The sequence below is a fragment of the bacterium genome (assembly GCA_016699995.1).
Classification (GTDB): Bacteria; Patescibacteriota; Doudnabacteria; order UBA920; family UBA920; genus UBA920.
This window is the reverse complement of the sequence record CP064996.1, coordinates 513,460-536,663: the sequence shown is the minus strand read 5'-3', so window position 1 is coordinate 536,663 and position 23,204 is coordinate 513,460. Positions and strand designations below refer to the sequence as shown.

At 42.5% G+C, this 23,204-nt stretch carries 33 protein-coding genes; 20 read left to right on the top strand and 13 right to left on the bottom strand.

Annotation, left to right across the window (positions count from 1 at the left end):
- Positions 1 to 39 precede the first annotated feature (39 nt).
- From IPM19_02910 to IPM19_02880, 7 genes are all read left to right on the top strand, one after another.
- Positions 40 to 453, top strand: a complete 414-nt coding sequence (locus IPM19_02910) for a YjbQ family protein (GenBank protein QQS22559.1) — start codon at positions 40 to 42, stop codon at positions 451 to 453.
- Between the two features lie 114 nt (positions 454 to 567).
- A complete protein-coding gene (locus tag IPM19_02905) occupies positions 568 to 1,260 on the top strand; it encodes a hypothetical protein (GenBank protein ID QQS22558.1) in 693 nt (230 codons plus the stop codon).
- A 147-nt stretch (positions 1,261 to 1,407) separates the two neighbouring features.
- Entirely contained in the window at positions 1,408 to 1,854 is a 447-nt protein-coding gene (locus IPM19_02900; GenBank protein ID QQS22557.1) for an aldo/keto reductase, read from the top strand.
- A 175-nt stretch (positions 1,855 to 2,029) separates the two neighbouring features.
- A complete protein-coding gene (locus tag IPM19_02895) occupies positions 2,030 to 2,194 on the top strand; it encodes a hypothetical protein (GenBank protein QQS22556.1) in 165 nt (54 codons plus the stop codon).
- Complete coding sequence (locus tag IPM19_02890; GenBank protein ID QQS22555.1) at positions 2,178 to 3,470, top strand: hypothetical protein; 1,293 nt, start codon at positions 2,178 to 2,180, stop codon at positions 3,468 to 3,470. Before IPM19_02895 ends, IPM19_02890 begins: the two co-directional genes overlap by 17 nt.
- Before the next feature lie 80 nt (positions 3,471 to 3,550).
- Positions 3,551 to 3,883: a hypothetical protein gene (locus IPM19_02885; GenBank protein ID QQS22554.1), complete on the top strand. Its 333-nt coding sequence runs from the start codon at positions 3,551 to 3,553 to the stop codon at positions 3,881 to 3,883.
- Positions 3,808 to 4,269, top strand: coding sequence for a Type 1 glutamine amidotransferase-like domain-containing protein (locus IPM19_02880; GenBank protein QQS22553.1), 462 nt, complete (start codon positions 3,808 to 3,810; stop codon positions 4,267 to 4,269). Before IPM19_02885 ends, IPM19_02880 begins: the two co-directional genes overlap by 76 nt.
- Here IPM19_02880 and IPM19_02875 read toward each other — a convergent pair.
- From IPM19_02875 to IPM19_02855, 5 genes are all read right to left on the bottom strand, one after another.
- The gene (locus tag IPM19_02875) at positions 4,190 to 4,648 is read right to left on the bottom strand and encodes a hypothetical protein (protein QQS22552.1); all 459 of its coding nucleotides are present in this window, start codon (positions 4,646 to 4,648) and stop codon (positions 4,190 to 4,192) included. The two genes, IPM19_02880 and IPM19_02875, sit on opposite strands and share 80 nt — an antisense overlap.
- Positions 4,649 to 4,767: 119 nt before the next feature.
- Positions 4,768 to 5,607, bottom strand: a complete 840-nt coding sequence (locus IPM19_02870) for a hypothetical protein (protein QQS22551.1) — start codon at positions 5,605 to 5,607, stop codon at positions 4,768 to 4,770.
- The gene (locus tag IPM19_02865; protein QQS22550.1) at positions 5,531 to 6,049 is read right to left on the bottom strand and encodes a hypothetical protein; all 519 of its coding nucleotides are present in this window, start codon (positions 6,047 to 6,049) and stop codon (positions 5,531 to 5,533) included. Before IPM19_02865 ends, IPM19_02870 begins: the two co-directional genes overlap by 77 nt.
- On the bottom strand, positions 6,036 to 6,734 hold the full coding sequence (locus IPM19_02860) for a hypothetical protein (GenBank protein ID QQS22549.1): 699 nt from the start codon (positions 6,732 to 6,734) through the stop codon (positions 6,036 to 6,038). Before IPM19_02860 ends, IPM19_02865 begins: the two co-directional genes overlap by 14 nt.
- Entirely contained in the window at positions 6,734 to 7,270 is a 537-nt protein-coding gene (locus tag IPM19_02855; GenBank protein QQS22548.1) for a hypothetical protein, read from the bottom strand. Before IPM19_02855 ends, IPM19_02860 begins: the two co-directional genes overlap by 1 nt.
- A gap of 263 nt (positions 7,271 to 7,533) precedes the next feature.
- Between IPM19_02855 and mltG the strand changes: the two genes are divergently transcribed.
- On the top strand, positions 7,534 to 8,412 hold the full coding sequence (gene mltG / locus IPM19_02850; GenBank protein ID QQS22547.1) for an endolytic transglycosylase MltG: 879 nt from the start codon (positions 7,534 to 7,536) through the stop codon (positions 8,410 to 8,412).
- A gap of 448 nt (positions 8,413 to 8,860) precedes the next feature.
- Here the strand turns inward: mltG and IPM19_02845 are convergent, their stop codons facing one another.
- From IPM19_02845 to IPM19_02810, 8 genes are all read right to left on the bottom strand, one after another.
- Positions 8,861 to 9,544: a hypothetical protein gene (locus IPM19_02845; GenBank protein ID QQS22546.1), complete on the bottom strand. Its 684-nt coding sequence runs from the start codon at positions 9,542 to 9,544 to the stop codon at positions 8,861 to 8,863.
- A gap of 81 nt (positions 9,545 to 9,625) precedes the next feature.
- A complete protein-coding gene (locus IPM19_02840) occupies positions 9,626 to 9,856 on the bottom strand; it encodes a hypothetical protein (GenBank protein QQS22545.1) in 231 nt (76 codons plus the stop codon).
- A gap of 22 nt (positions 9,857 to 9,878) precedes the next feature.
- Positions 9,879 to 10,085, bottom strand: a complete 207-nt coding sequence (locus tag IPM19_02835) for a hypothetical protein (GenBank protein QQS22544.1) — start codon at positions 10,083 to 10,085, stop codon at positions 9,879 to 9,881.
- 40 nt (positions 10,086 to 10,125) lie between these two features.
- The gene (locus IPM19_02830; GenBank protein ID QQS22543.1) at positions 10,126 to 10,419 is read right to left on the bottom strand and encodes a hypothetical protein; all 294 of its coding nucleotides are present in this window, start codon (positions 10,417 to 10,419) and stop codon (positions 10,126 to 10,128) included.
- Positions 10,420 to 10,448: 29 nt separating this feature from the next.
- A complete protein-coding gene (locus IPM19_02825) occupies positions 10,449 to 10,775 on the bottom strand; it encodes a hypothetical protein (GenBank protein QQS22542.1) in 327 nt (108 codons plus the stop codon).
- A gap of 50 nt (positions 10,776 to 10,825) precedes the next feature.
- Entirely contained in the window at positions 10,826 to 10,981 is a 156-nt protein-coding gene (locus IPM19_02820; GenBank protein QQS22541.1) for a hypothetical protein, read from the bottom strand.
- Positions 10,978 to 11,550 carry a peptide deformylase gene (def, locus tag IPM19_02815; protein QQS22540.1) on the bottom strand — a complete coding sequence of 191 codons (573 nt, stop codon included), beginning with the start codon at positions 11,548 to 11,550 and terminating at the stop codon, positions 10,978 to 10,980. The genes IPM19_02820 and def overlap by 4 nt, the downstream gene beginning before the upstream one ends.
- Positions 11,550 to 11,873, bottom strand: a complete 324-nt coding sequence (locus IPM19_02810) for a hypothetical protein (protein ID QQS22539.1) — start codon at positions 11,871 to 11,873, stop codon at positions 11,550 to 11,552. Before IPM19_02810 ends, def begins: the two co-directional genes overlap by 1 nt.
- Before the next feature lie 50 nt (positions 11,874 to 11,923).
- Here IPM19_02810 and IPM19_02805 point away from each other — a divergent pair, with 50 nt between their 5' ends.
- The 12 genes from IPM19_02805 (at position 11,924) to IPM19_02750 (ending at position 23,176) form a co-directional block, all read left to right on the top strand.
- Entirely contained in the window at positions 11,924 to 12,253 is a 330-nt protein-coding gene (locus IPM19_02805; GenBank protein QQS22538.1) for a hypothetical protein, read from the top strand.
- 84 nt (positions 12,254 to 12,337) lie between these two features.
- Positions 12,338 to 12,778, top strand: a complete 441-nt coding sequence (locus tag IPM19_02800) for a hypothetical protein (protein ID QQS22537.1) — start codon at positions 12,338 to 12,340, stop codon at positions 12,776 to 12,778.
- Positions 12,779 to 12,848: 70 nt separating this feature from the next.
- Positions 12,849 to 13,070 carry a hypothetical protein gene (locus IPM19_02795; GenBank protein ID QQS22536.1) on the top strand — a complete coding sequence of 74 codons (222 nt, stop codon included), beginning with the start codon at positions 12,849 to 12,851 and terminating at the stop codon, positions 13,068 to 13,070.
- Entirely contained in the window at positions 13,039 to 14,091 is a 1,053-nt protein-coding gene (locus IPM19_02790; GenBank protein QQS22535.1) for a WecB/TagA/CpsF family glycosyltransferase, read from the top strand. The genes IPM19_02795 and IPM19_02790 overlap by 32 nt, the downstream gene beginning before the upstream one ends.
- A gap of 58 nt (positions 14,092 to 14,149) precedes the next feature.
- Entirely contained in the window at positions 14,150 to 15,667 is a 1,518-nt protein-coding gene (locus IPM19_02785; protein QQS22534.1) for a glutamate--tRNA ligase, read from the top strand.
- A gap of 86 nt (positions 15,668 to 15,753) precedes the next feature.
- Entirely contained in the window at positions 15,754 to 17,100 is a 1,347-nt protein-coding gene (locus IPM19_02780) for a peptidoglycan DD-metalloendopeptidase family protein (protein QQS22533.1), read from the top strand.
- 55 nt (positions 17,101 to 17,155) lie between these two features.
- Positions 17,156 to 18,217, top strand: a complete 1,062-nt coding sequence (locus IPM19_02775; protein ID QQS22532.1) for a hypothetical protein — start codon at positions 17,156 to 17,158, stop codon at positions 18,215 to 18,217.
- Positions 18,218 to 18,254: 37 nt separating this feature from the next.
- Complete coding sequence (locus IPM19_02770; GenBank protein ID QQS22531.1) at positions 18,255 to 18,704, top strand: hypothetical protein; 450 nt, start codon at positions 18,255 to 18,257, stop codon at positions 18,702 to 18,704.
- Positions 18,705 to 18,706: 2 nt separating this feature from the next.
- Positions 18,707 to 19,459 carry a DsbA family protein gene (locus IPM19_02765; GenBank protein ID QQS22530.1) on the top strand — a complete coding sequence of 251 codons (753 nt, stop codon included), beginning with the start codon at positions 18,707 to 18,709 and terminating at the stop codon, positions 19,457 to 19,459.
- The gene (locus IPM19_02760; GenBank protein QQS22529.1) at positions 19,443 to 21,074 is read left to right on the top strand and encodes a peptidoglycan DD-metalloendopeptidase family protein; all 1,632 of its coding nucleotides are present in this window, start codon (positions 19,443 to 19,445) and stop codon (positions 21,072 to 21,074) included. Before IPM19_02765 ends, IPM19_02760 begins: the two co-directional genes overlap by 17 nt.
- 23 nt (positions 21,075 to 21,097) lie before the next feature.
- Positions 21,098 to 22,156: a M15 family metallopeptidase gene (locus IPM19_02755; GenBank protein QQS22528.1), complete on the top strand. Its 1,059-nt coding sequence runs from the start codon at positions 21,098 to 21,100 to the stop codon at positions 22,154 to 22,156.
- A gap of 48 nt (positions 22,157 to 22,204) precedes the next feature.
- Positions 22,205 to 23,176 (top strand): hypothetical protein, encoded by a 972-nt coding sequence (locus IPM19_02750; protein QQS22527.1) that lies wholly within the window; start codon positions 22,205 to 22,207, stop codon positions 23,174 to 23,176.
- Positions 23,177 to 23,204: the final 28 nt, after the last annotated feature.

Sequence of the window (23,204 nt, the reverse complement as noted above, 5' to 3'; positions counted from 1 at the left end):
AAAATCTCTATGGCCATCTTTCACAAAACCGTTGAAGTGATGTCAAAAAAACAATTTGAGCTTATAGACATAACCAGCCACGCTAAAGCGGCCGTTGTTGATAGCGGCGTAAAAAGCGGGATGGCGCTGGTTTATAATCCTCACACCACGGCTAGCATTCGCTTAACTCACAACGAAGCTATGTTGCAGCAGGACATCATGAAGATGTTGTATCGTTTGGTGCCGATAGAAGACAACTACGGCCACGACGTGTTCGAGATGCGCAGCGAAGTAGACGTAAACGAACGCTCTAATGGCCATGCTCATGTGAAGTCGTTTTTGCTGGGTACGTCCGAGACTGTGCCGATCTTAAATGGCGAATTGGCTTTAGGCGCTAAGCAGAGCATTTTCTTTGTGGAATGCGATGGGGGTCGCAATCGAGATTTTTCTATTCTTATTTACGGCGAACAATAGGTATTTTCCTGTTGTTTTTTTATGTTTAATTTTCCGGCATAGGTCGATTACCGGAGGCTAAAAAATCGCATTGCGCAGTTCGTACGGCTGCATAATGCAAGAAAGGAACAATCAATGAATTATTATAACGATTATCCAACCGTAGTTCAGGATTCTGTATATAACCTGTACGATCGGGTAATTCAGTTTTTGCCAAACATCTTAGCTGCTGCAATTGTTTTGTTGCTCGGTTGGATTATTGGTATCTTCTTAGGCAATGTTCTTCGCAGAGCATTGGTGTCTGTCGGTATCGACGGGCTCGGGGATCAGCTCGGCTTAAAGCGTTTATCCGAACGCAGCGGCCGCACTATCAAAATTTCTAGCATCGTTCAGTTTGTAATTAAGTGGTTCTTCATCTTGGCTAGCATCATCGCAGCTGCAGATATTTTGGGACTCTCCGATATTACCAACTTCTTCTATGCAGACGTTTTGGGCTATGCCGGCCATGTAGTGATTGCTATGGCAATTATGTTGCTCGGTATTATTGCCGCTAACTTCTTAGGCGATGTTGTAAAAGGCACCGTTAAAGCAGGCGGTTTTGAATCTGGCCATATGCTTGGTTCTATCACTCGCTGGGCAGTTATCATTTTTGCTTTAATAGCTGCGCTGTCCGAATTGCAAATTGCCAAAGCTTTCTTGCTCGACCTGTTCCGTGCTGTAATCGCCATGATTGCAATTGCCGGCGGTTTGGCGTTTGGCCTCGGGGGCAAGGACCATGCGCGAAAAGTGCTGGACCATGTCGAAGACGGAATTTCTCGCAAGGCTTAGCATTCGCTAACTAATATACAAAAACAAACACGGGCTGCCCCAAAACAGGGCAGCCCTTAAATTATTGCGATGAGGGTGGGCGGGCTTGCACGAGGCTCAGTATTGTGGTAAAGTATAGGATAAGAAATCCATCAGGATTTCTTAAAATTGCATATTTACAACCAAAAAGGAGGTAATTTATGGATTGGTCTAATCGGCTTCTACTTCGGTACGTGGCAACTTGGTGGGCAATTCAAAAATTTGTCTACTGAGTACATCGAATCGCTTTTGCTTTTCGCTGTTAGGTCTGGCATTCGCCGTTTTGACACGGCGGCCGTCTATGGGGGAGGCAAAGTCGAAGCAATGCTCGGCGCATGTCTGCCCGAAGATGTGACCATTGTGACTAAAATTCCCGCAGCAATCAAACCGAATCTAGAAGACCTGAACCGATTGAAAGATTTTACTCACAAGGCAATATACATCGAAGTTTGTACGGATCCTTGGAAAGGTTGCGTCGATCTTCTATTGATGCAGTGCTTTTGCATAACTGGTTGCCGACATGGTCATCAGAAAGCAGGAAGCAATCCTAGAATGCCTGAATGGACTCAAGAATGAAGGTGTTGTTAAGCGTGTAGGAATCTCTTTACCTGACAATTTTTTATACCCTGTCTCTGAAACGGTTTTGCCGTACATCGACATAGTGGAAGCTCCCTTTAATATTGAGCAGACTTGGGTCCTTCAACAGCTTCCATATCTACTGGATTCTAAGAAGGAGGTTCTACTGAGAAGTTTGTTCAAACAAGGAAAATTGCTCACTAGTACACGCTCCGCTGAAATGATTATACAAAATGCGTTAGCACTTGGATCATCTGTCGTTATTGGTATGACAACAGAGGAGCAAATCACACGAAATATTGGCACCTTAAAGGAGAAGAATTATGAAATTGCCATCTAAGACCACTGAGGAGGTGCGCCAGACTTTTCTGGACTATTTTCTCAAGCGTGATCACCGGCTTATCAAGCAATCGGGTATCATCCCCGAGAATGACCCGACCCTTATGTTTATTAACTCTGGTATGGCCCCGCTTAAGCCTTATTTTACTGGCCAAGTTAAACCGCCCTATCCACGTCTGACCAATGTGCAGGATTGCATCCGATTTGTCGATGTCGAAAGCATTGGTGATTCCTATCACGGGACTAGCTTCCGTATGATGGGTTCTTGGTCTTTCGGGGACTACTTCAAAGAGCGAGCCATCGAATTTGCTTTTGAGCTCATTACCGAAGGGTTTGGTATTCCAGCTGGCCGTCTCTATGCCACAGTATTCGTTGCTGACGACAGTCTCCCAGGTATTCCGGACGACGAAGAATCTGCTCGAATCTGGGAGAAATTCCTGCCGCGGGATCGAATCATTGGTAGGCCACCAGTAGATAATTTTTGGGGTCCGGCGGGAACCAGCGGCCCATGCGGTCCTTGCACGGAAGTCTTCTTTGATCGTGGCGAGGAATTTGCTGAGGAGGAGACGGATGATATGTTGGTGCCTGGGCGACACATCGAAATCTGGAATGCCGGGGTGTTCATGCAATACTTCAAGGATGAACAACAGAATTTCTCCCAGCTCCCGATGAAGTGTGTAGACACAGGTGCAGGTCTTGAGCGTTTTGCCATGATCCTGCAAGACCGCGCTTCGATTCATGAGATCGACCAATATGAATCGTCTTACCTTCTTATTAACCAGCGAATTGGCGACATGCCATGGACGAGGATTATCCTTGACCATGTCAAAACTTCGATTTTGATGATTCGCGAGGGTATCATTCCGAGCAATACTGGGGAGGGATACCTTCTCCGTCGCGCGTTACGGCGAGCGATGATAGGCATCTTTCTACGAGGAATTGATCTGACTATTCTCCAAGAGTGGGTGGATTCTCTTAGCCAAGTGATTGATAACAAGGATTTAACTTTTCGTCACAAATCTGTTATCGCACATTGGATCAGCGAAGAACGGGTCAGTTTTGAAAAGTTGATGAATCGCAGTGGAAAGTATCTCGACAAAATCGTCGCGGCGAAAGAATTGGATGCACATCAAGCATTCACGTTAAAAACCGGTATAGGTATTCCCGAGGACCTCCTGGAAGAATTTTGTGAGCGTCATGACATAACTTTTCCGAAGGTGGAGTTTCTTAAACTTATCGAGGATCATCGGAACGTATCACGCCGACCTAAGAAGTGATAAAATACCCAGACCTGCTTTGTGTAAACCACGAGGCAGGTCTTTTTTTAAAAATTACAAAAATCATGTAAAATGAAGCCATGGTTAAAGGTTTTATATTTCTAACATCAACTGGATTTTCTTCCGAGCCGGTTATCAAAAGGTTTAAGGGCTCATTTTTAAATTATATTAATTATTCCGTTGCTATAGTCACGACAGCTGCAGAAGAAAAAGAAAATAATAAATACGCTCAACTCGCCAAGGAACAATTTGTGGAGATGGGGTTCTCGCATATTGATTTTATAGACCTTGAAACCGAACCCGATAGGGATTTTACTCAATACGCTATTATCTATGTTTGCGGGGTAATACTTTCAAACTTCTTAAATTTGCTCGAAAATCAAACTTTAAGACATCAATCGAAAGCCTGCTAGATCGAAATGGGATATATATAGGCGTCAGCGCAGGAAGTATTATTGTTGGTCCATCAATCGAAATTGCCGGAGAAGTTTCTGCAGATAAAAACGAGGTTGGTCTCGAAGATTATACAGGGCTTGGGATCACAAACCTTATCGTATTACCGCACTATTCTTCAGATATTGAGGAACAAGCAAAAGCTTTTGAAGAAAAATACAAGGTCTGTGTTGAGAGAATAAATAACTCGCAGGCTATTTTTATTGAAAATGGAAAAAGACCCTTGTTGAATAAAAAAAGAGGCACACTTTCGTATACCTCTATAATTAGAGTAGTTCCTCAATTCTTTTCATCATCGATTTTACTCTTGTGCCCTTTGAAATCTCCAAGGCAAGCCCATAAATAGGCAGATCTGAAAACTCAAGCAGTTTCGCTTGTTTCTCAAGTGAGCGGAATCCGCGAAGGTATTGGTGGCTGCGAGCGAATGCAAGTCTCACCAACGAAGCCGAGATATCCGAGAGGCATAGCTGACGTTCGATTGTTGCATTTTCGTGCAGCATTTTGAATGTCGATTGTTTTTGCCTGATCTCGTCTATGCATAGCTCACTGATAAATTTCGAGAGCGAAGCTGGATAGGGAACAAGTAGTTTTTTTAATTTATCATTGATGCCAGTCTTGTCATATAGGGTTTCTGCCGTTGCCAAGTCTCCACATAACGCCTCCGGCAACCAATATCCAGTTGCCCAGGAGCGGTGTTGTCCGCCCAATTTTTGCCTTCTATCCATTCTTGAACCTGCTCGATAAGCAGACTAGCATCGCATACTGCAATGCCGCCCGTACCTGATGATAGGTCCGCGAACACTGTCGTCACAAACGGAGAAGTTCCCAACGGGCCATCGTTTTCTTAGGAGGGAATCAATGAGGGGGAATATGTTTCAATCCTTCCCTGATCACAGCCCGCTAAGAGATCGACTTTGTCCTTAGAAGAATCTCTTTTCAATCCGACATGTACTAGCACTTGTAAGCCTTGTAGTTCACGCAGAATGCGAGCAAGTTCGGAAACGAGATTTTTCATTTCGCCTCCTTTCGTTTCGATTCCTCGAGTTCGATTAAAGCTTTTGGAAAGCCGAACGTAGATGCTAGATATTTTATATCCGATTCGACAAGGGAATTGTCTTGCGGGATATGAGTTTTGATATTCTCTTTTCCCACGTTCGAGACCTTTCTCGAACTTTGACACTTCTTCGATAAGTACGGTTTGAACCGCAGCGGACGGAGACCAATGACTTTCTGATATCGCAGCAAACTCATCGAATTGAATCGAGGTTTGCCGACAGAGAATGTAAGCCTCTCGGATGAGTTTCCGAAGAACGTATTCAGCTGCTTTGTTTCCAGGTCTAAGCCCTTGAGATACTAGCAGCGTTGATGCTTTACCTAGATCGGCTAAGCGACACATGATGGCTTGATCTTGAACTTTGGATCGCTCAGTGATTGATTCGACTATGCCTTTCCAGTTGGAGTTTTCATAATCGCTTCGGCTACATTCGATTGCAGTGACGATGCGATCAATACTGGCTCCAGAATCGGCAGCGATTGTTTCCAACGGAGATTTGAATAGAGCATCTCCCTCAAACTGGGTAAAAACCAAGTTCCAGAGTTCGATTGATTTATTCGTATGCGGATTTTGCCAGACAATCTCCCGTGCGGACGCCGCATCTGTTTCTGGTCGGAGTGTAAGTGACATTGCCATCGTTAGCGGCAGTCTTTACACCGAAATTTTTTCCAAATTTTTGCGATGTTGTGTCTTGCGGATGAACGGTTGCCGATAAGAGGCCCGGATTAATGCCCAGACGTTGGGTCAAATAGTTCCAAGCACTTTCTATCATCACACCTTTCACCTTGTCTTCTTTGTCTTCGTATAGGGAAAAGTGGCCTAGCATGTCGAATGCCAGATGATGCCGTCCTGAGTATCCTATCTTTTCCCAGCCATCAGTTCTGAGGCAGGTTTGCACCGAAACGACACGGGCTTTCTCTGGGGTCACTCCATCAGAGATCGTGCTTTCGAATATTACACCGCCTGAAATATTGAACAGGAGTTTAGGATTTGAACTCAAGATCGGAACACTGTCTTGCCAGTTGAAACCGTAGGTTCTGAAGTGATCTTTGATTTCATTATACAACTTCATGTGAATCTCCCATTGCCAAATGTTTGAATATAGTCTGCCTGACTGCGTAGGTGAACTTGTTCATCTCGGGGTAAGTGACAAGTCCGTGGTTAATATCCCAGCTCAGGACATGAGCTGGAATCCCGAGATCATCTAATATTGCCTGGGCTCGTTCTGTGCTCATGGAATATGCTGCTCCGTTAGCGCAGATTTGTCGCTGAGCAATAGGGCAACGAGACTCCTCGCATTCGTGTTTGGCAAATGCATGAACCGAAGTAATACTTGGGATCTTGAGCATCCTAGTAAGTGCGCAAGAGGATTTGAGGTATACAGGAATTCCAGGGAAGTGTTCGGCGCTCAAGGAAAAGGTAAAGTCTATCAGATCTTGAGGTAGCATCTTTACATTGTCATCCCGTGGAATGTTTGGCATGGGGAGTTTATGAATTCCCACCAGTCCATTCTCAATACCTTCAGTCCAACGCAATCCTCCGGGTATGATCATATCAATGACGTTGCCGTAGTGCTTCTTGGCCCAGAGCATCATCATTTCGATGCGATTCCTGTTCCCGCTCCATTCAGGAACTATCGGCCGCATGTACCATGCGATAGTAGCGCCAGCCTCTTTTGCCTCTTCTGCGTTAAGGAAGCGATTGTTGCGAGCGGGCTCAATCGTATTAGGATTATCTGCCCAACATAGAGACAACATCAGGCCCCGTGTTGCGTTTGTAATACGGGCAATGTCTTCTTTTTTCCTTTCGGAACACCGCCTTTAGTGACGATCCAGAAAGGGTTTCGAAGACCTCGACGCACGAATGCATCCATAATCTCAAACGTACTGTCAGTAACAGGTCCGGGTGCAAACGGTTCAGTGCTTGCTGTTCCAATGCTGATGATTGTCTCATCAGCAACAAAAAATGGATGTTTAATCAGTTCATCAATGATTTGATCAACAGTGAACTGAGTGCGTTGCCTCGGTCTTTTGGGCATTGTGCCCTGATCTGCGAGATCTTGATGCGTGTCTTGGACGTGGCAATATCTACACTGCCAAGAGCATCCAACCCATAGATCTATGCTCAACGAGCTGTTAGACACGCTGACGCACGAGAGTGGGTGACTGCTGTCTGGCACAAGGACTCCGTACGTATATTCACGAACAGAAAATTCACGGCCAGTGGTCATCCCTGTGATTATTGCACGTGGCTCCGAATTGGCTGCCATAAAATACTCATTCTTGGATTTCATAACTTACCTCCTTTTTGGTTGTAAATATGCAATTTTAAGAAATCCATCAGGATTTCTTATCCTATACTTTTATCACAACACTGGGCTTTGTGCAAGCTAGCTTATCCTTATCTATATACCTTACCCGCAGGGAGGAATTCAGTTAGGGATTGTCGAAATAGATTCTAGCCTGGTCACTTATGCACCCAAAACAGGGCAGCCTTTTAAATTATGAAATAAATTTGTGGACAAGTCTGTCTAATCAAAAATGCTATAATAAATCCATGATCAGAAAGTTCTGGCCGTTTTTATTGCTCATTTTTATGATCCTCATATTTCTGGGGATGTTTAAGATGCTTAAAGATTATCGCTCCGACCAGGCCCAGCGCGTTGCCGAGATGCAAAAGAAAGCAGAAGAAGTTAAGGTTACTATTATTGAAGGCCTTAACACCGAAGAGATTGCGGAAAAGCTGGAAGATGCAGGCATGTTTAACAAAGATCAGTTTATGGAAGCGGTGGAAAACTTTGACACTACCAATTTTCCGATTATTCAAAAGCCAGGCAAAACTTTATTGGAAGGTTACTTGTTTCCGGATACTTATCGCTTTGCCAAAGATGCCACTCCCGCTAGCGTGATAGATACCATGCTGAAGAATTTTGTGAGGCGCATGTCTTCTATAGGCGTCACAGTTAGTGATGATAAGTTTATCATCCCTGGATACGAGAATTTAAAACCGATAGGTGGCGATGGGCAGTCGGGCTTGTCTTTGTATGATGTGCTGGTGTTGGCTTCTATCATCGAATTAGAAAGCGGGGATAGCAGCAATATGAGCTTAGCCGAAGAACGCGGATTGGTAGCAGGCGTCTTTTATAACCGCATGCTGATCGGTCAGGCGCTAGAGAGCGATGCGACGGTAAATTATGTGACCGGCAAGAGCGACCCCGGCGTTTCTATTAGGGACACGCAGGTTAACTCGCCATACAATACTTACAGATATGCAGGCTTGCCGCCGGGACCAATTGGCAATCCGTCTTTGGGTAGTATTCAAGCCGCGCTGAACCCGACCAAATCTGATTACTATTACTTCCTGCACAAGCAGCCTTCCGGCGAAGCGGTATTTAGTAAAACTTTCGAAGAGCATGTGCGCAATAAGCAGCGCTGATTATTATTTAACGAACTTCCTTAGCTATTAAGGAAGTTTTTTATTTGCCTGTTCGGCAAAATTTCGTATAATAATAGCAACCACAGGAGGGAATATGAAGTTTAGCTTGCTTATCGGTCTGGTAATTCTGTTAATTGGTTTTTCTGGTGTGCATGCCCAAAAAAGCGCACTCAACGCAGCAGTGGTAGTAATTCGGGTGCGGTCATAAAATGCCTCGCGACAGAGACATGGTGGAGGTGTCGACGTTGATGCTTCCGGACACAGTGACGGTTTTGCATCTTTCGACGCCGCGATATCCTTGGGGTGCAGAATGGGCAGGTGGGCGTCAGAGTATCGTCGAGGTTAGGCTGATGGATTCCGAAGTTTTCAGTATCACGGCCGTTCACGGAAATCCGGCACTCAGAAAATCGGCGGAACATGCCGCGGCTAGGTCCATGTTTAGGACCAGTCAAAAGGAGGTGACTATATACATCCAGTATATTTTTGCTGGGCGAGGGGGACTGTAGGATAAATAAAAACAGAAGTTGTCTTCTGTTTTTATTTGTTCAAAGTAAAGTTGGAATGTCCGCGGAGAAAATCCTCCAATTCCACTGCGTTTTTTGCCTTCCAGCTGTACGCCTATTAGCTCGAGGCTGGTATTGTTACCGCAAATAATAGCGTTGTTTCTAAATTCTCCCGGATCGCCGATTTGTGCCGGACCGACTTTGCACTCGAGAATCTTTAAAGTTTTCCCTTCCCAGTTAGTATAGATTCCCGGCCACGGCTGGTAGGCTCGCCATTTGTTGTAAATTTCTTGAGCTGTTTTAGACCAGTCCACGTTGCCGTCTGTTTTAGATATAAGAGAGGTGTAGGTGGCTTTGTCGTGGTCCTGTTCTATTGGCTTTATAGCGCCTGTTTGGTATTTAGGCAGGGTGTCTAATAGCAATTCTGCCGATATTTGAGCCAATTTTTCTTGTAGTACGGGGTTGGTATCCGTTGGGTCGATGCCTAGTTCGGCCGCAGACAGGATCGGTCCGCGGTCCATGGCTTCGTCCAGTACGAAAATGGTGGTTCCTGTTTTTGGTTCGCCATTGAGCAATGCAAACTGAACTGGCGCTGCTCCGCGATATTTTGGCAGCAAAGAAAAATGCACATTCACAGTTCTAAGCGGGGAATGTTGATGATCTCTAAAGGCAAGATCTTGCCGTAAGATACCACCACAAAAATATCCGCATCAAAACTTTGAGCTGCTCGACAAGTTCGCCATTATTTTTGCTTTCTCCGGTTTTAAAGTCGGGATGCCATACTTGTTCGCCAGTTCTGCAATAGGGGATGCTGTTGTAACTTGCTTGCGCCCGACCGGTCTGTCTGGAGAAGTGACCACGGCTAAAACCTCATGTTCTCGGACAAGAGCTTCTAAAATTGGTTCGCCAATGCGGGATGTACCAAAGTAAACTATCTTCATTATTTGACCTTTAGGGTTTTAGTTAATTTGCGGAGCACGGCCGCCTCAATAGACAGTCTGCCAAAGCTGTGTGGCGATTGCTTGGGATCTTGATTTTAAAATGATTGGCGATGTCGTTTAAGGAAAAGCCGGAGAATCGCTTTTTGTTCTTGAGTAAATTCTTTTTTGCCATGTATAAATAGCACAACGGCCAAATGTCGAACACATGGTAGTCGTATTTGTATTTCATACCCACTTTTTATACGAAGTCCGCAGCATGGCCGTATCCATTATAGTTCCGTAAGGGGCGATAATAACGTTAGTGCCGAAAGTCTTTTCGAACTTTTTAACACAGTTTTGAGGCTTGGCGCACCCTTAACCATGTCCCACGTCATCTTGTTTACGGCCATTGCCTCCGGGTCGCGGTTCTTCCATTTGGTCGGCTTAACGAAACTCTCAAAGCGCTTCTTTTCGTTCAAAGTTTTCTTGTCTAATAAAACACCGGCTAGCTCTAATAATTCGTGCTTGTTAAAATCCACACCAGTGGCCTCTACATCAATTATTAAAATGTCTTTGTTGAACATAGTATATTTTTGCCGCGGCTATAACAGCCTTAGCCTTTAATGATTCGTTTAAATACCTCGGCCGTAAGCCGCGCTCTGGCGAGCGCGTCATTAGGCCGGTTGAGCTTAAGATTAAAATGAGTCGCGAGAGTGTCCAAAGTTGGGATTTTCTTAATGCCGTAGTGGATAATATAGATATAGCTTAGCGACCATACGTCTAATAAGTGCTTGTCGTAATTGAATGGGGTTAAGGTCTTTTTAAAGGCTTGTTTTAAAAACAAATAATTCTGAACCGATTGTGTTGCCAGTAAAGGCTCGTAGCCGAATGCCGCTACAAATTGCTTGATCGCTTCCGTAATCTTAGGGCTTTTACGCAATTCGTCGAAGGTGATGCCTAAATGGCTGGCATGGTTGTGCAGGGTACCGTCTAAAAACTCACCTTTACGTATGAGTTAAAGTAGTTCTTTTCCAGCAGGCTATCTTTGTCCAGCAAAATTCCAGAGAGTTGGATGATATGATCGCGTTCGATGTCTACCCCGGTAGCTTCGATCTGAAAGATAAGTATGTCTTTAATTAATTTCATGCGGCAACGTCTCCGCCGGCAGAGTTGGCCATTTTATCGGCATCCTCTGTTTTGCTTTCGCCAATAAGCTTAAACGGCTTGTCTTGGTACTGCTTTATTAGCTCGTGGCCGGAAGTAACCTCATTCATTTTGTCGATAATCAAAATATTATTAAGATGATCGATTTCGTGCTGCAGCACGCGTGCTAAAAATGTATCATCGGTTAGAACGAATTTTTCGCCGGCCAGGTTATAAGCTTCTACTGTAATTTTTTTTGGGCGGGTAATTTTGCCGAACAGGTTCGGCAGAGACAAGCAGCCTTCTTCCATTTCGTCTGTTTCTTTGGAAACCTCGGTGATGCGCGGATTGATAATAGGGAACACCGGCAGGCCGGCTTCTTCTAAATAAATAATGGCCAGTTGTAAGTTTTGCCCAATTTGCGGCGCAGCTAAACCGACCCCATTGGCGGCCTTGCAAGTAGTAACCATATTGTTGATGAGTCGGGTTAAATTTTTATCGCCAGGCAAATTAACTTCTTCTGTCGGGGTGCGCAAAATTTTTGCCGGAAGTTTGGAAATTGGTAGTATCATTATGATCTTTTTACTTTGTTAGTTGGCTCGGTGGTTTTAGTTTGCTCGGCTGCAGCTTTTTGCTCTGCATTGTACTGTTTAACGAGATAGGCAAACAACCGTCCTTTATTGGTCACATTCTGACTCTCCAAAACCTTTCCGGCTAAGCCCCTGAGTACGGCTGCCGGCATGGTCGTTGCCATTTTTAAATAAAATCCAAAGTGCTTTGGATCGGACAATTGAGCAGCTAATTCGTCGGCTAGCACATGAGCGGCAGAGTGCAATTTTGGATCTTTCTTTTGCGGGAATTTCTTCGCTTTAGCCAGGTCTTTAAGGGAGTCCATAGCTTCATTATACCTAGAATTTTTGCTTATTTCTAGGTATAATATTGGGTATGAAGAATAAATTTCTGATAATTTTGCTGGTTTTGGTATTCGGCGGAATAGCTATTTACGAAGGTTTGCCGCAGCGTGTTGGTAATTGGGTAAAGAGCGGCCAATACTTTCATGGGTTGTTATCGCAAGTGCCGGTACCGGAGTCTTTATCTGGGCCATTGCGCGGACCATTGGATGCTAGCAATAGCAATCTCACCCTAAACGGAGTTATCGAAGAAACCAACAAGCAGCGCGAATTGTACAAACAGATGCCGCTGCGTATGAATGCAAAACTCAATTTAGCTGCTAAAGCAAAACTGGACGATATGTTTCGACAGCAATACTTTTGAACATGAATCTCCGGATGGCAAGCATCCCTCCGATGTTATCAAAGCCGCGGGCTATGAATATTTAGTAGTGGGGAGAACTTAGCTTTGGGTAATTACGAAAATGATCAAGTTTTGGTAGAAGCCTGGATGAACAGTCCTGGCCATCGCGCTAACATTTTGGATAGCAAATTTAACGAGATTGGCGTAGCTGTTGGACGCGGCATGTTTGAAGGCAAAGAAGTGTGGCTGGCTGTGCAGGAATTTGGCGCGCCGATGTCTAACTGTCCGACGCCGAGCGTGAGCTTAAAGAGCCAGATCGACCGCAACCGCGAAACAATCGAAGAGCAAGAAGCGCAGCTATCCGTTTTGCGCGCGCAGATTCAAGCCAACCGCTACAAGACCCGTGCCGAATACGAGGCTGCTGTGGCAGAGCATAATACCCGAGCAGAGCAGCTCAATGTTTTAATCGACAAGACCAAAACAATAGTTAACGAATATAATCAGCAGGTAAATAGTTTTAATTCCTGCTTAGAAAAGAATGGATAAAAAGTTTTAGTCGCCAATTTAAATATATATCCGCAGTCACAAAATCTGAGTTCTTACAAAGGTAAAAAGTTTGCTCGAAGGCAATGGGCAAACTTTTATTACTACTCCCAACTCAGAATTTTTGTTTGCGGCCTTACGAAGTGGGGAATTGCGCGACTTGTTTAACAGTTCCGACATTGCCTTGGCTGACGGCGTGGCGATTATGTGGGCAGAGCGCTTTTTGAGCTGGCCGCTTCGCTCCGCACAGTTTTTGGGGCAAAGTGTTGGAAACTTGGATCCATGTTGTAATTAGCGGGGCTCGCGTTTTGCTCACCCCAAAATATTTGTATAAGAATATCCCGGAGAAGATTACTGGAGCAGACGTTTTTTTTGATCTAATCCAATTAGCAGCCGAAAATAACAAATCGGTTTACTTAGTGAATGACCAGCTTAACTCGGCTCAGATGACAGCCGATTTGCTCCAAAAAAAGTATCCCCATCTGCAGGTGATGGTTTCACAAAAAAGCAAGGACGACCCGTCTTTGATTGCGGATATTAAACAAGCAGCGCCGGACATGCTGTTTATTGCTTACGGCCAGCCAAGACAGGAAAAGTGGATCAAGCAGCATTTGCCAGATTTGCCGGTTAAGCTTGCTATGGGCGTGGGCGGCACTTTCGATTACGCGGCCGGCGTAAAGCGCAATCCGCCGTCCTGGATTCGCAATAGTGGGCTGGAGTGGCTGTTCCGATTGGTTACGCAGCCCCGCCGCTGGAGGAGAATCATCAATGCAACCCTCGGCCTGATAGTTTCATTGGTTCGCTTTAAAGTTTTTTCCACTTTCCCGTATCGCAGCAATGCTTCCTGCGTGGTAGTGAATAATGACAACAAAATATTCTTGTTTGCCAGCGACCCGGAGCGGATTATAAAAAATGGGCAATATGGCTTGGCAGGAAAAAAGTTTTGGCTGTTTCCTCAAGGAGGGGTTAAGCCTCACGAAGATTTGATTCAGTCTGCCAAGCGGGAATTGATTGAGGAAGCTAACTTGGCTAACGTCGAATATTTGGGGACCGCGACGCATATTAACAAGTATGACTGGACTAACGGCTATCGCAGCCTCTTTTTGAGCCGCCGATTGTACTGCGGCCAAGAACAGCGCACCGTATTTTTTAGATTCCTCGGCGATGACTCTGAAATTAAATTGGAAGACGGCTATTTTAGCGAATGGAAATGGCTTAGTAAGGAAGAAGTGCTGGCAACTATTTCTCCGGAACGCCGGGCTTCTGCCGAGATTGTCTTGAATGAACTTTCACAGCTTATCGGCACCGAGCTTTAGCTTTATAGACCTCCTTTAAACTGTTGAAAAAAGCCCGTAAATATAGTAAATTTTATATATGTCTAACCAAGAGATAACAACAAATCAGCCTGTCAGAAGTCGGTTTGCACCTAGCCCAACCGGGTTTGTTCATGTTGGCAATTTCCGCACTGCTTTGTTTGCGTACCTGTTTGCGCGCCATCATGGCGGAACGGCTATTTTACGAATTGAGGATACGGATCAAAGTCGTAAAATAGATGGTGCTGTCGAAAACTTGTTATCTGTTATGAAGACTTTAGGCATCGAGTTTGACGAAGGGCCTCGCTTAACAGGTGATCACCAACTTGAGTATCGTGGCGCACATGGTCCTTATGTACAATCCCAACGGTTGGAATTATACAAAGAACACGCACAGAAATTGGTGACTCTAAAAAAAGCATATTATTGTTTTTGTACTCAGGAACGTTTAGAAGAATTACGCAAAGAGCAAACTGCTCTTAAAAAGCCGCCAATGTACGACCGTCATTGCCGCAATCTTTCTGAAGATGAAGTTTCTTCTAAGCTTGCCGACAATCCCAATGCTGTTATTCGCCAGGCTATACCAGAAGAGGGTCAGACTATAGTGCATGATTTGGTTTATGGCGATATTATTTATAAGCATGAGATTTTAGATGACCAAGTTTTGCTAAAATCGGATGGTTTTCCAACTTATCACTTAGCAGTAGTGGTGGATGATCATTATATGGAAATCACTCATGTTATTCGCGGTGAAGACTGGATTCCTTCTACTCCCAAGCATTTATTACTGTTCGAAGCTTTTGGCTGGGATAAGCCACAATTTGCTCATCTACCTTTGATTACAAACCCTGATAAGACTAAATTATCAAAGCGACAAGGTGACGTGGCTGTAGAAGACTTTTTGCAAAAAGGTTATTTGCCAGAAGCGTTGGTTAATTTTGTAGCTTTCTTAGGTTGGAACCCAAAGACCGAACAAGAAGTTTTCAGCATGCAGGAACTCATCGAACAATTCGATCTCGTTAAAGTTAACAAGTCTGGAGCAGTATTAGATTTGCATAAACTAGATTGGATGAATGGTATGTACATTCGTCAGACTAACGAAGATCGATTACTGGAATTGCTTAAACCATATCTCGTTGAACAAGGTATTAAACTCGAAGATTATCCAGAGCAATTTTTACAAGCAGTAGTTAAGATTGAGAAGGAGCGTTTAAAAAATTTATCACAGATTAAAGAAGATACTCAGTTTTATTTTGCAGAACCAGAATACGATCCAGAAATTGTGATTTGGAAGAAAGCTGATAGGCTAGATGCTGTCGCTAAGCTCACAGCTCTGGTAGAAAAACTTTCGGCTTTGGATGTTGAAGATTTCGTTGCAGAAAAATTAGAAGCGATTATAAAGGAGTGGATAGGGGAGCAGGGTTTTGATACTGGCAATGTTTTATGGCCAATGCGGGTTGCATTAACGGGTTTAGCAAAGAGTCCTAGTCCATTTGAGGTCGCTGGCTGTTTGGTTCTTAATGGCGGCAAAGAAAATGTGATAAATCGCTTAAATAAAGCGATAAACTTATTATCCTAAGTATCTAAAATCAGAATAGCTATATTACACTCAAGACTTTTGAATAACACTTCAAAAGTCTTTGATTTTGTGCTATAATCACAGTAATGATAACGAGTAAATCAGAAACAAAAATTCAAGAAAAACCCTCTAAAACAGGTAAAAAAAATGCTAAAACTCTACTCATCGGAAGTTTAGCTTTTTTGGCTGTCGTGACCTCTGTTTTGGGTAGTTATAGTATTGTCAAAACCCCGACTGTTTATGGTGCCAACGACCGAGATCGTCTACAGCTTAAATTGGAGCAACTTAAGAGTCAGATTAATAGTTACCAACAACAGATTAGCCAAACTCGTAACCAGTCTGCGAGTCTGCAAAATGAGATTAGTATTTATGATAATCAGATTAAGTCTTTAGAATTGCAAATCGAAGCTAATCAGACTCAACGAGAAGATACAACTCTTCAAATTAACGAATTAGAAATTCAGATTCAACGCCGACAAGAAGAAATTGATGAGAATAAAAAAATCTTATCTTCTTTGATTTTACAATTGGCTAAACTGGATAACAGTTCCTTTTTACAAATTGGTTTAGGCACGGATGATTTCTCTAGCTTTTTAGATCAAGTACAATATGTGCGCAGTGTTCAGGATCAAGTTTATTCTTTAGTGTCCCGTATTAAAGAAATTAAAGTTAAATTAGAAACTCAGCAGAAAGATCTTAAAGAGTCTTTGGCTAAACTCGAATCCCTTAAGGATGAATTAGCTATAAGTCAAGATACTTTAGAAAGCCAGCGCGGTGCAAAAGAGCAATTACTTGCTCAAACCAAGGGTGCAGAAAAGAATTATCAGGCTTTGCTTGGTCAGACTAAAAACGAAGAGTATAAAATTCTAGAAGAGTTGAGCGATTTAGACTCCGCAGCTCAATCTAAGGGTGGTAAAAAATCTATTTCGGTGAGCAAAGGCGTTTTAGCTTGGCCAATGGACGGCGTGTTAACACAAGGTTACGGTAACACTGGTTTCCGTTCACTTGGTTACAATTCTCATAACGGTATCGACATCGCTGCCCCAGCTGGTAAACCGATTTATGCAGCGGCAGATGGAACGGTGGCTAAGTGTGATACTGGCGAAGCGGCATATGGCAATTGGTGTACTATAAAACATAATATTGAAACAAAAAGCGGAGCTCGTTGTATAGTTACGTTATATGCTCACATGCGTTCGATTAAAGTTAAGACTGGATCTAAGGTTGAGAAAGGGGATTTAGTTGGTTACGAAGGCAACACTGGTAATACTACTCGTTTACTTTATGGTCCAGAACGTGGCTATCATCTACATTTTTCGGTATTTGACTGCGACGGCTACACCGTGACACCTGGAAAGTACTCAGATGTTTATGGAGCGTATTCAGTACCATCGGGATACACTTATAACCCGATGACCTTCTTGGGACAATAGAATTAAGCCGCCGCTAAATTGCGAAAGCGGCTTAATTAATTTGAAATAAATATAAATGAAAACCTGGGCTCGCAAATTAAAGATTGCTTTACTTAGTACAATTGTTGTGTTTCAGTTTTTTGCTTTTTTGGCGCCTTTACAAGCTAATGCTCAAGATTCCTTACCAGACCCGCTGCGTCCGGCTGCTCAAGAACCAACGGAATTACCAGTTTATAACGCTGGCGTAGATCAGAGCATTAAAGATTACCTTTGCACCCCAGAAGGTACTGGGACAGATTTGTTCGACTGCATTGATCGTCTCTATCGTTTTGGTATTTCTGCGGGTGCAGTGTTGATTGTGTTCTTTATTGTATACGCTGGTTACATTTACATGACTGGTTCGGAGGCGTCTAAAACAAAAGCTAAGCAGACACTACAAGCAGCATTTACTGGTATGGCTGTGATGTTGGGTAGCTTCCTATTACTTAATTTTATTAACCCAGAGCTGGTCAATATTAAACGGATTCAGCCGCCAATTTTTAATGCGGCCGATCTACCAAGTTGTGAGGAGATTGGATTTTCTGATAAATGTATCATAACCACCGGCGGTAGCAGTGGCCAAGTGTTTAATCCAAGTACTGGTTCTGGTGGAGCTGGCGCTGGGAGTTGTAAGATTATGAATTCTGGTGCTTGTTCTGTAGAAAACATGAAGTTGTGTAGCGCGTGGAATCCGGAAGATGCTTCAAGGGTTTGTAATCTAGAAAGTGCTGGTGGTGCAAATTTGACGATAGCCTCAGGTTCAGATAAATGTGCCGACGGAACATCGTTCTCTTATGGTTTGTGGCAGATTAATTTGACTTACCATCAAGGACAGCCGTATATGCCACAAGCTTGTCAAAAAACTTTGTTTAATGGGAAGAATTTTAGTTGCCGGTTAGCTGTGAGTAAAGCTGAATTGCAAGCCTGTGTTTCGGCTTTGGGTGATGTGGCGGCACAGACCAAAGTTGCGTGCGGTCTCTATAAGGGCCGAGGAGGTAATTTTAAAGATTGGATTTGCTCAGCTTATCGATGTCAAATTCCTGGACCATATTCTGCTGCTAGTCGTAGCAAGTTTTGTAAAACTTTCCCTCCAAGGTGATAATAAAAGTATGCTTAAAAAATTAGTATAAAATCTTATGAGTATAAAACAAAAGTTAGCTATTGTAATAATAGTTGTAATCGCAGTCTTGTCTGGCTTAGTGTTTGTTTTGGTTAGGTCTCAGAGCAATAACGAACCAACTAAAGAAACAACACCAACTAATTTAGAAGCATTACTTGAACAGAGGGCAGTCAAATCCCAGGGAGACATTTTAACTCTTCATGAAACAGAAAACTTTTTTATTACTTATGACAAAGTTACAAAAGAATTTTTAATTGTATTATTACCTAGTCAACAGACCAATGCTGTTATTAATGAATTACGTATTGATGCAGAACAACAGTTATTAAATTTCACTGGAATGGATGCTGACTCAATTTGTTCTCAGAAAATTTCATTGATTATACCGCCATCCTATTGGCCAGAAATGTCAGGGATAAGCTATGGCTTTAGTTTTTGTGAAGATTTTATACCATTTAATGAATAATTATGGATCACCAAAATAATATCGATATCGAGAAGTTGTCTGAAGATAAACAAAAGATTAAAGGGCGATTTAGTCCAATTATCGTAACTATAATCATTGCTGCATGGTTAATTGGAGTCAGTATTTTAGGTGCAGGTTGGCTTATCTCAAGGGAGATCAGAGAACAAGGCTCTGTCAATAAAGATTCTGGATCACAGATTAATACAGATCAAACACCTGTTCAAATTGATATTCCAAGATATAAATCTCAACTGGGTAGTGATGACGCAAAAGTCACTGTTATTGAATTCGCCGATTTCCAATGCCCGTTTTGTGGTGAATGGCACAAAACGATCTTTCCAAAGATGGAGAGCGAATATATTCAGACAGGAAAAGTGAAATTTATTTACTGGGATTTAGCTTTTCTGGGCGATGAATCAATTAAGGCCGCAGAAGCTGCGGTTTGTGCAAAGGATCAAGGTAAATTTTGGGAGTATCATGATAGGCTATTTGATGGTCAATTTGGAGAAAATCAAGGCGCTTTCAGCGATGATAATTTAAAGAAGATAGCTTTAGAATTGGGAGTAGACTCAGTAATTTTTAATAAGTGCTTTGATACTAGATTATATAAAGACTTAATAGAGGAATCAAATAACTTGAGTCAAAAGTACGGAGTGAATTCTACACCTACAGTGTTCATTAATGGTATAAGAACAGAAGGTGTTATGCCATATGAAAATTACAAGCAAATAATAGACAGTGAACTTGCCAAATAAACTGACAAAATTCATAGTGATTTTTGGATTGGCTGTTATGTCGGTCAATCCGATTTTGGTATTTGCTCAACCAGCCAGTCCAGCTACAGTGAGTCAACCGCCTGCAGAAGCACCTCCAGAACTGCCAGTATATAACGCTGGAGTTGATCAAAGCATTAAAGACTATCTTTGTGCCCCAAGCCCAGAGGCTCAAGGCCAGGATCTAATAATTTGTATTAATCGTCTGTTTAAATTTGGAGCTTCTGCTGGGGCATTACTACTAGTATTTTTTATTGTTTATGCTGGGTATTTGTATATTAGTGGCGCACAAAGTGGTAAAGAGCAGGCAAAAAAAATCTTAATGAATACAGGTACTGGCTTGGCCATATTACTGGGCGGTTATTTGCTTCTATATTTTATCAATCCGAATTTAGTGAGTATTAAACGGATCCAGCCGCCAATTTTCGATGCCGGTAATCTTCCGAGCTGTGAAGAAATTGGTTTTAATCAAAATTGTATTATCACCACAGGAGGTAATGCTGGTCAGGTTGTAAGTGGTGGTGGGGTGTGTGCTATGCCGATAGAGGCATCAGCCGTGAAGAGTTTTAATAATACAGTCCATAATTCATGGACAGACCCAAGTGCCACAGGCCATAGAACTGTAAGGCGTGCTCCTAATTCACCGGACGATCCTAAAGGCGCGGTAGACTTAGCTATTGGTAAAGGGAATCAAGTTCCGGTTTACTCTCCGATTAACGGGAAAGTAGATGTTCGTAGAGAGTTAGGAGATGGCACCGGTGGTTATGTAACAATTACGGGAGATACAAGGTCTGGTGGTTCTGGATGTTCCAATGCTAATCAGTGTGCGAACCTCGCTCATATAGATGCCAATGTGGCGGCAGGAGATCAAGTTACTGCTGGCCAGCAAATTGGAAAGACTACTTTGTATAGAGGGGCTTTGGGTCCTCATTTACACTTCGAATTAAAGCTAGGCGGCCAATGGATAACAGGTGACGGTAAAGGTGGTACTTGGGAAAATATGAAGTCTTCTATTGCTTCATGTAAAGGTGGTGTAGGCGGAGGTGGGGGAGGTGGCTCATCTGGTTCTACGGTCGCAGTTGATGTAACGCCGCTATCGGGAATGACAGAAGTCACAGAATCGAGCCATGGAGTTAAAATTAATATGAAATATGCAACCAGTGATAACTTCACCGGAACAGCTTTATATAAACAGGCAAAATGTTATATGACTTCTACAATGTCTACCCAGTTAAAAAAAGCGCAACAAGCTTTGACTGCGAAAGGAAAAACTTTGGAGATATACGATTGTTATAGACCAAAAGCTGTACAAGAGCTGATGGTTGCATGGGCGAAAGGAAAAGTAGATTGGGCACGTAAGCAGGCAAAGCAACCAAATAGTTATTTAGGTTCATACATAGCTACCGGAGGTAATCATCCACTTGGTAAAGCTGTAGATTTAACGATATCTGGTGCATCTATGCCTTCTAATTTCGATGAGTTTTCTACCGCCGCACATTACAAGTCTAGTAATGCTGATGCAAAGTTATTGAGAGATACCATGACAGCAGCTGGCTTTAGCCCATTTAATAATGAGTGGTGGCATTTTTCTGAGTGATTGAATTTTACTTATTTTATTGAATGTATAAATATCTTTCCAAAATATTAATTTTTCTGGGATTTATCACAGTTGCGATCAACCCAACATTGGTTTTTGCTCAACCGGCAAGCCCAGCCGCACTGAGCCAGTCTCCTGCTCAAGAGCCTACCGACCTACCAGTTTACAACGCTGGGGCGGATCAAAGTATCCGTGATTATGTATGTGCTCCTAGTGAGGATAGTGATGGTCAAGATTTGGTTCGTTGCATCAACCGGTTATATAAGTTTGGAATTTCTGCTGGCGCACTACTGTTAGTATTTTTTGTTGTCTATTCTGGTTATCTATATATCCTAGGAGGTCAAAACGGAAAAGAAAAGGCAAAGGGTGTATTACCGAATGCTTTGACAGGTATGGCGGTTTTGTTAGGCAGTTATTTACTATTGTATTTTATTAACCCAAATATTGTTGCGTTCAAACCGATTCAACCACCGATATTTGATGCTAAAAACTTAGCCAACTGCGAGGAGCTAGGGTTTGGGAAGGACTGCATAATTGTAGAAGAAGGTATTCAACCCTCTGGTAGCGGAACCGTCTCATCTGCTGGCCCGTGTGATTTATCTATGCGTACCCCAGCAGCAGCAGGAGCTAAGATGGTTAATATTACTATTGATGTTTGGAAACTCTCTGGATCTTCTAAGGTTGCTTCAAAGAGTTCGTTAGATGTTCAGGGCTGTGTTGCCGAGAAATTTAAGGCTGCTTTTGCTCAAGTATATAAAGATCCAGAAAAGTTTCCTATAAAGTCTGTTGGTGGTTATTCCTTCCGTAACGCTGTGGGTAGTAGGAATCTTTCTGCTCACGCTGCTGGCTTGGCAACAGATATAAATTATGTAGAAAATTACTATATCAAAGGTAATACTACGGTAGGTGATTTTTGGAGGCCTTGTCCTGGTAGTAATTGCAGCCCATATTCTATTCCGGCTAATGGCTCTGTTTATAAAGCTTTTAAAGCTCAAGGCTTTGGTTGGGGAGGGGAGTGGAAAAGCCTAAAAGATTATATGCATTTTAGCTGTCTCTCGAATGAGCAGGGGAAGTGTTTTTAAGTATGATGGGTAAAAAAAATTTATTTTATTTTAATTATTGGCGGAATTTTGGGCTTAGTATTTGCCTTGTATTTTCTTATTAACACAGAAGATAGTGCTCAACTTTCAGAAAGTTTGGCTATTGGGGTTCAGGAATCTAGCGATGGGAGTCTATATTATTTTGATAGACAGGAATTAGCTTATTTTAAAAAGACCACTCAGGGAGAGGATTTGGTTTTTGAGTTAGGCTATGAACCTTATAGTATGATTTATTCTCCGGAGCGAGATAAAGTTTTGGCAATTGGGTCTACTAAGTATCCTGGTCAGGCGATTGATTTAATTGATTTGGTAACAAAGAAAAAGAAAACTTTAGATTTGAGAATTATTAATGCCGCTTTTTCTCCAGATGGTTCTCAGGTTGCTTATCATTTTTATGACCCGAAGTTAGGTGAGAGTGCTATTTACGTTTCTGATGCTAATTTTACGGAATCTTACAAGAGCTTTGTTGTGTCGCTGGATTATGCTGAAAATCTTTTTTACATCCTTAGGTGGCACGAGATTGAGAATTTGTATTTATTACCAATGCAAAGTGATGATTACAACGTGGAATTACTAAGGATTAATTTAGCTCAAAAAAAGTTGGAAACAGTTGCCAACGGAACGTTTTTAGATTTTTTACCTACCAATGATAGTAATAAATTATTAATACATGGATCCAGTAATAACAGCAACGAGTCTCAAGAAAATTCCGGGCATGCATTGTCTGTGTTTAATCTTAAAACTAAACGTACCGTAAAAACTAATTTAATTGTAGACAGCTTAACTAATATATCTTTCTCAAAAAATGATAGTTTAATTTACGTTATTGGTACTCAAAATGAAAAATTTGGCTTGCACAGCTTGGACTTAAATGGGAAAACAGCCTTTGTGAAGGATATCGATACAAAGATCAAGGGCTATATATTAGAAGTAGTTTATAATGCAAAGCTTAAGTCACTATTTATCTCTACAGAATCAGATTTTATACAGATCTCGCTCTAGGCTGCTATGAATATAATTAACGACCGTC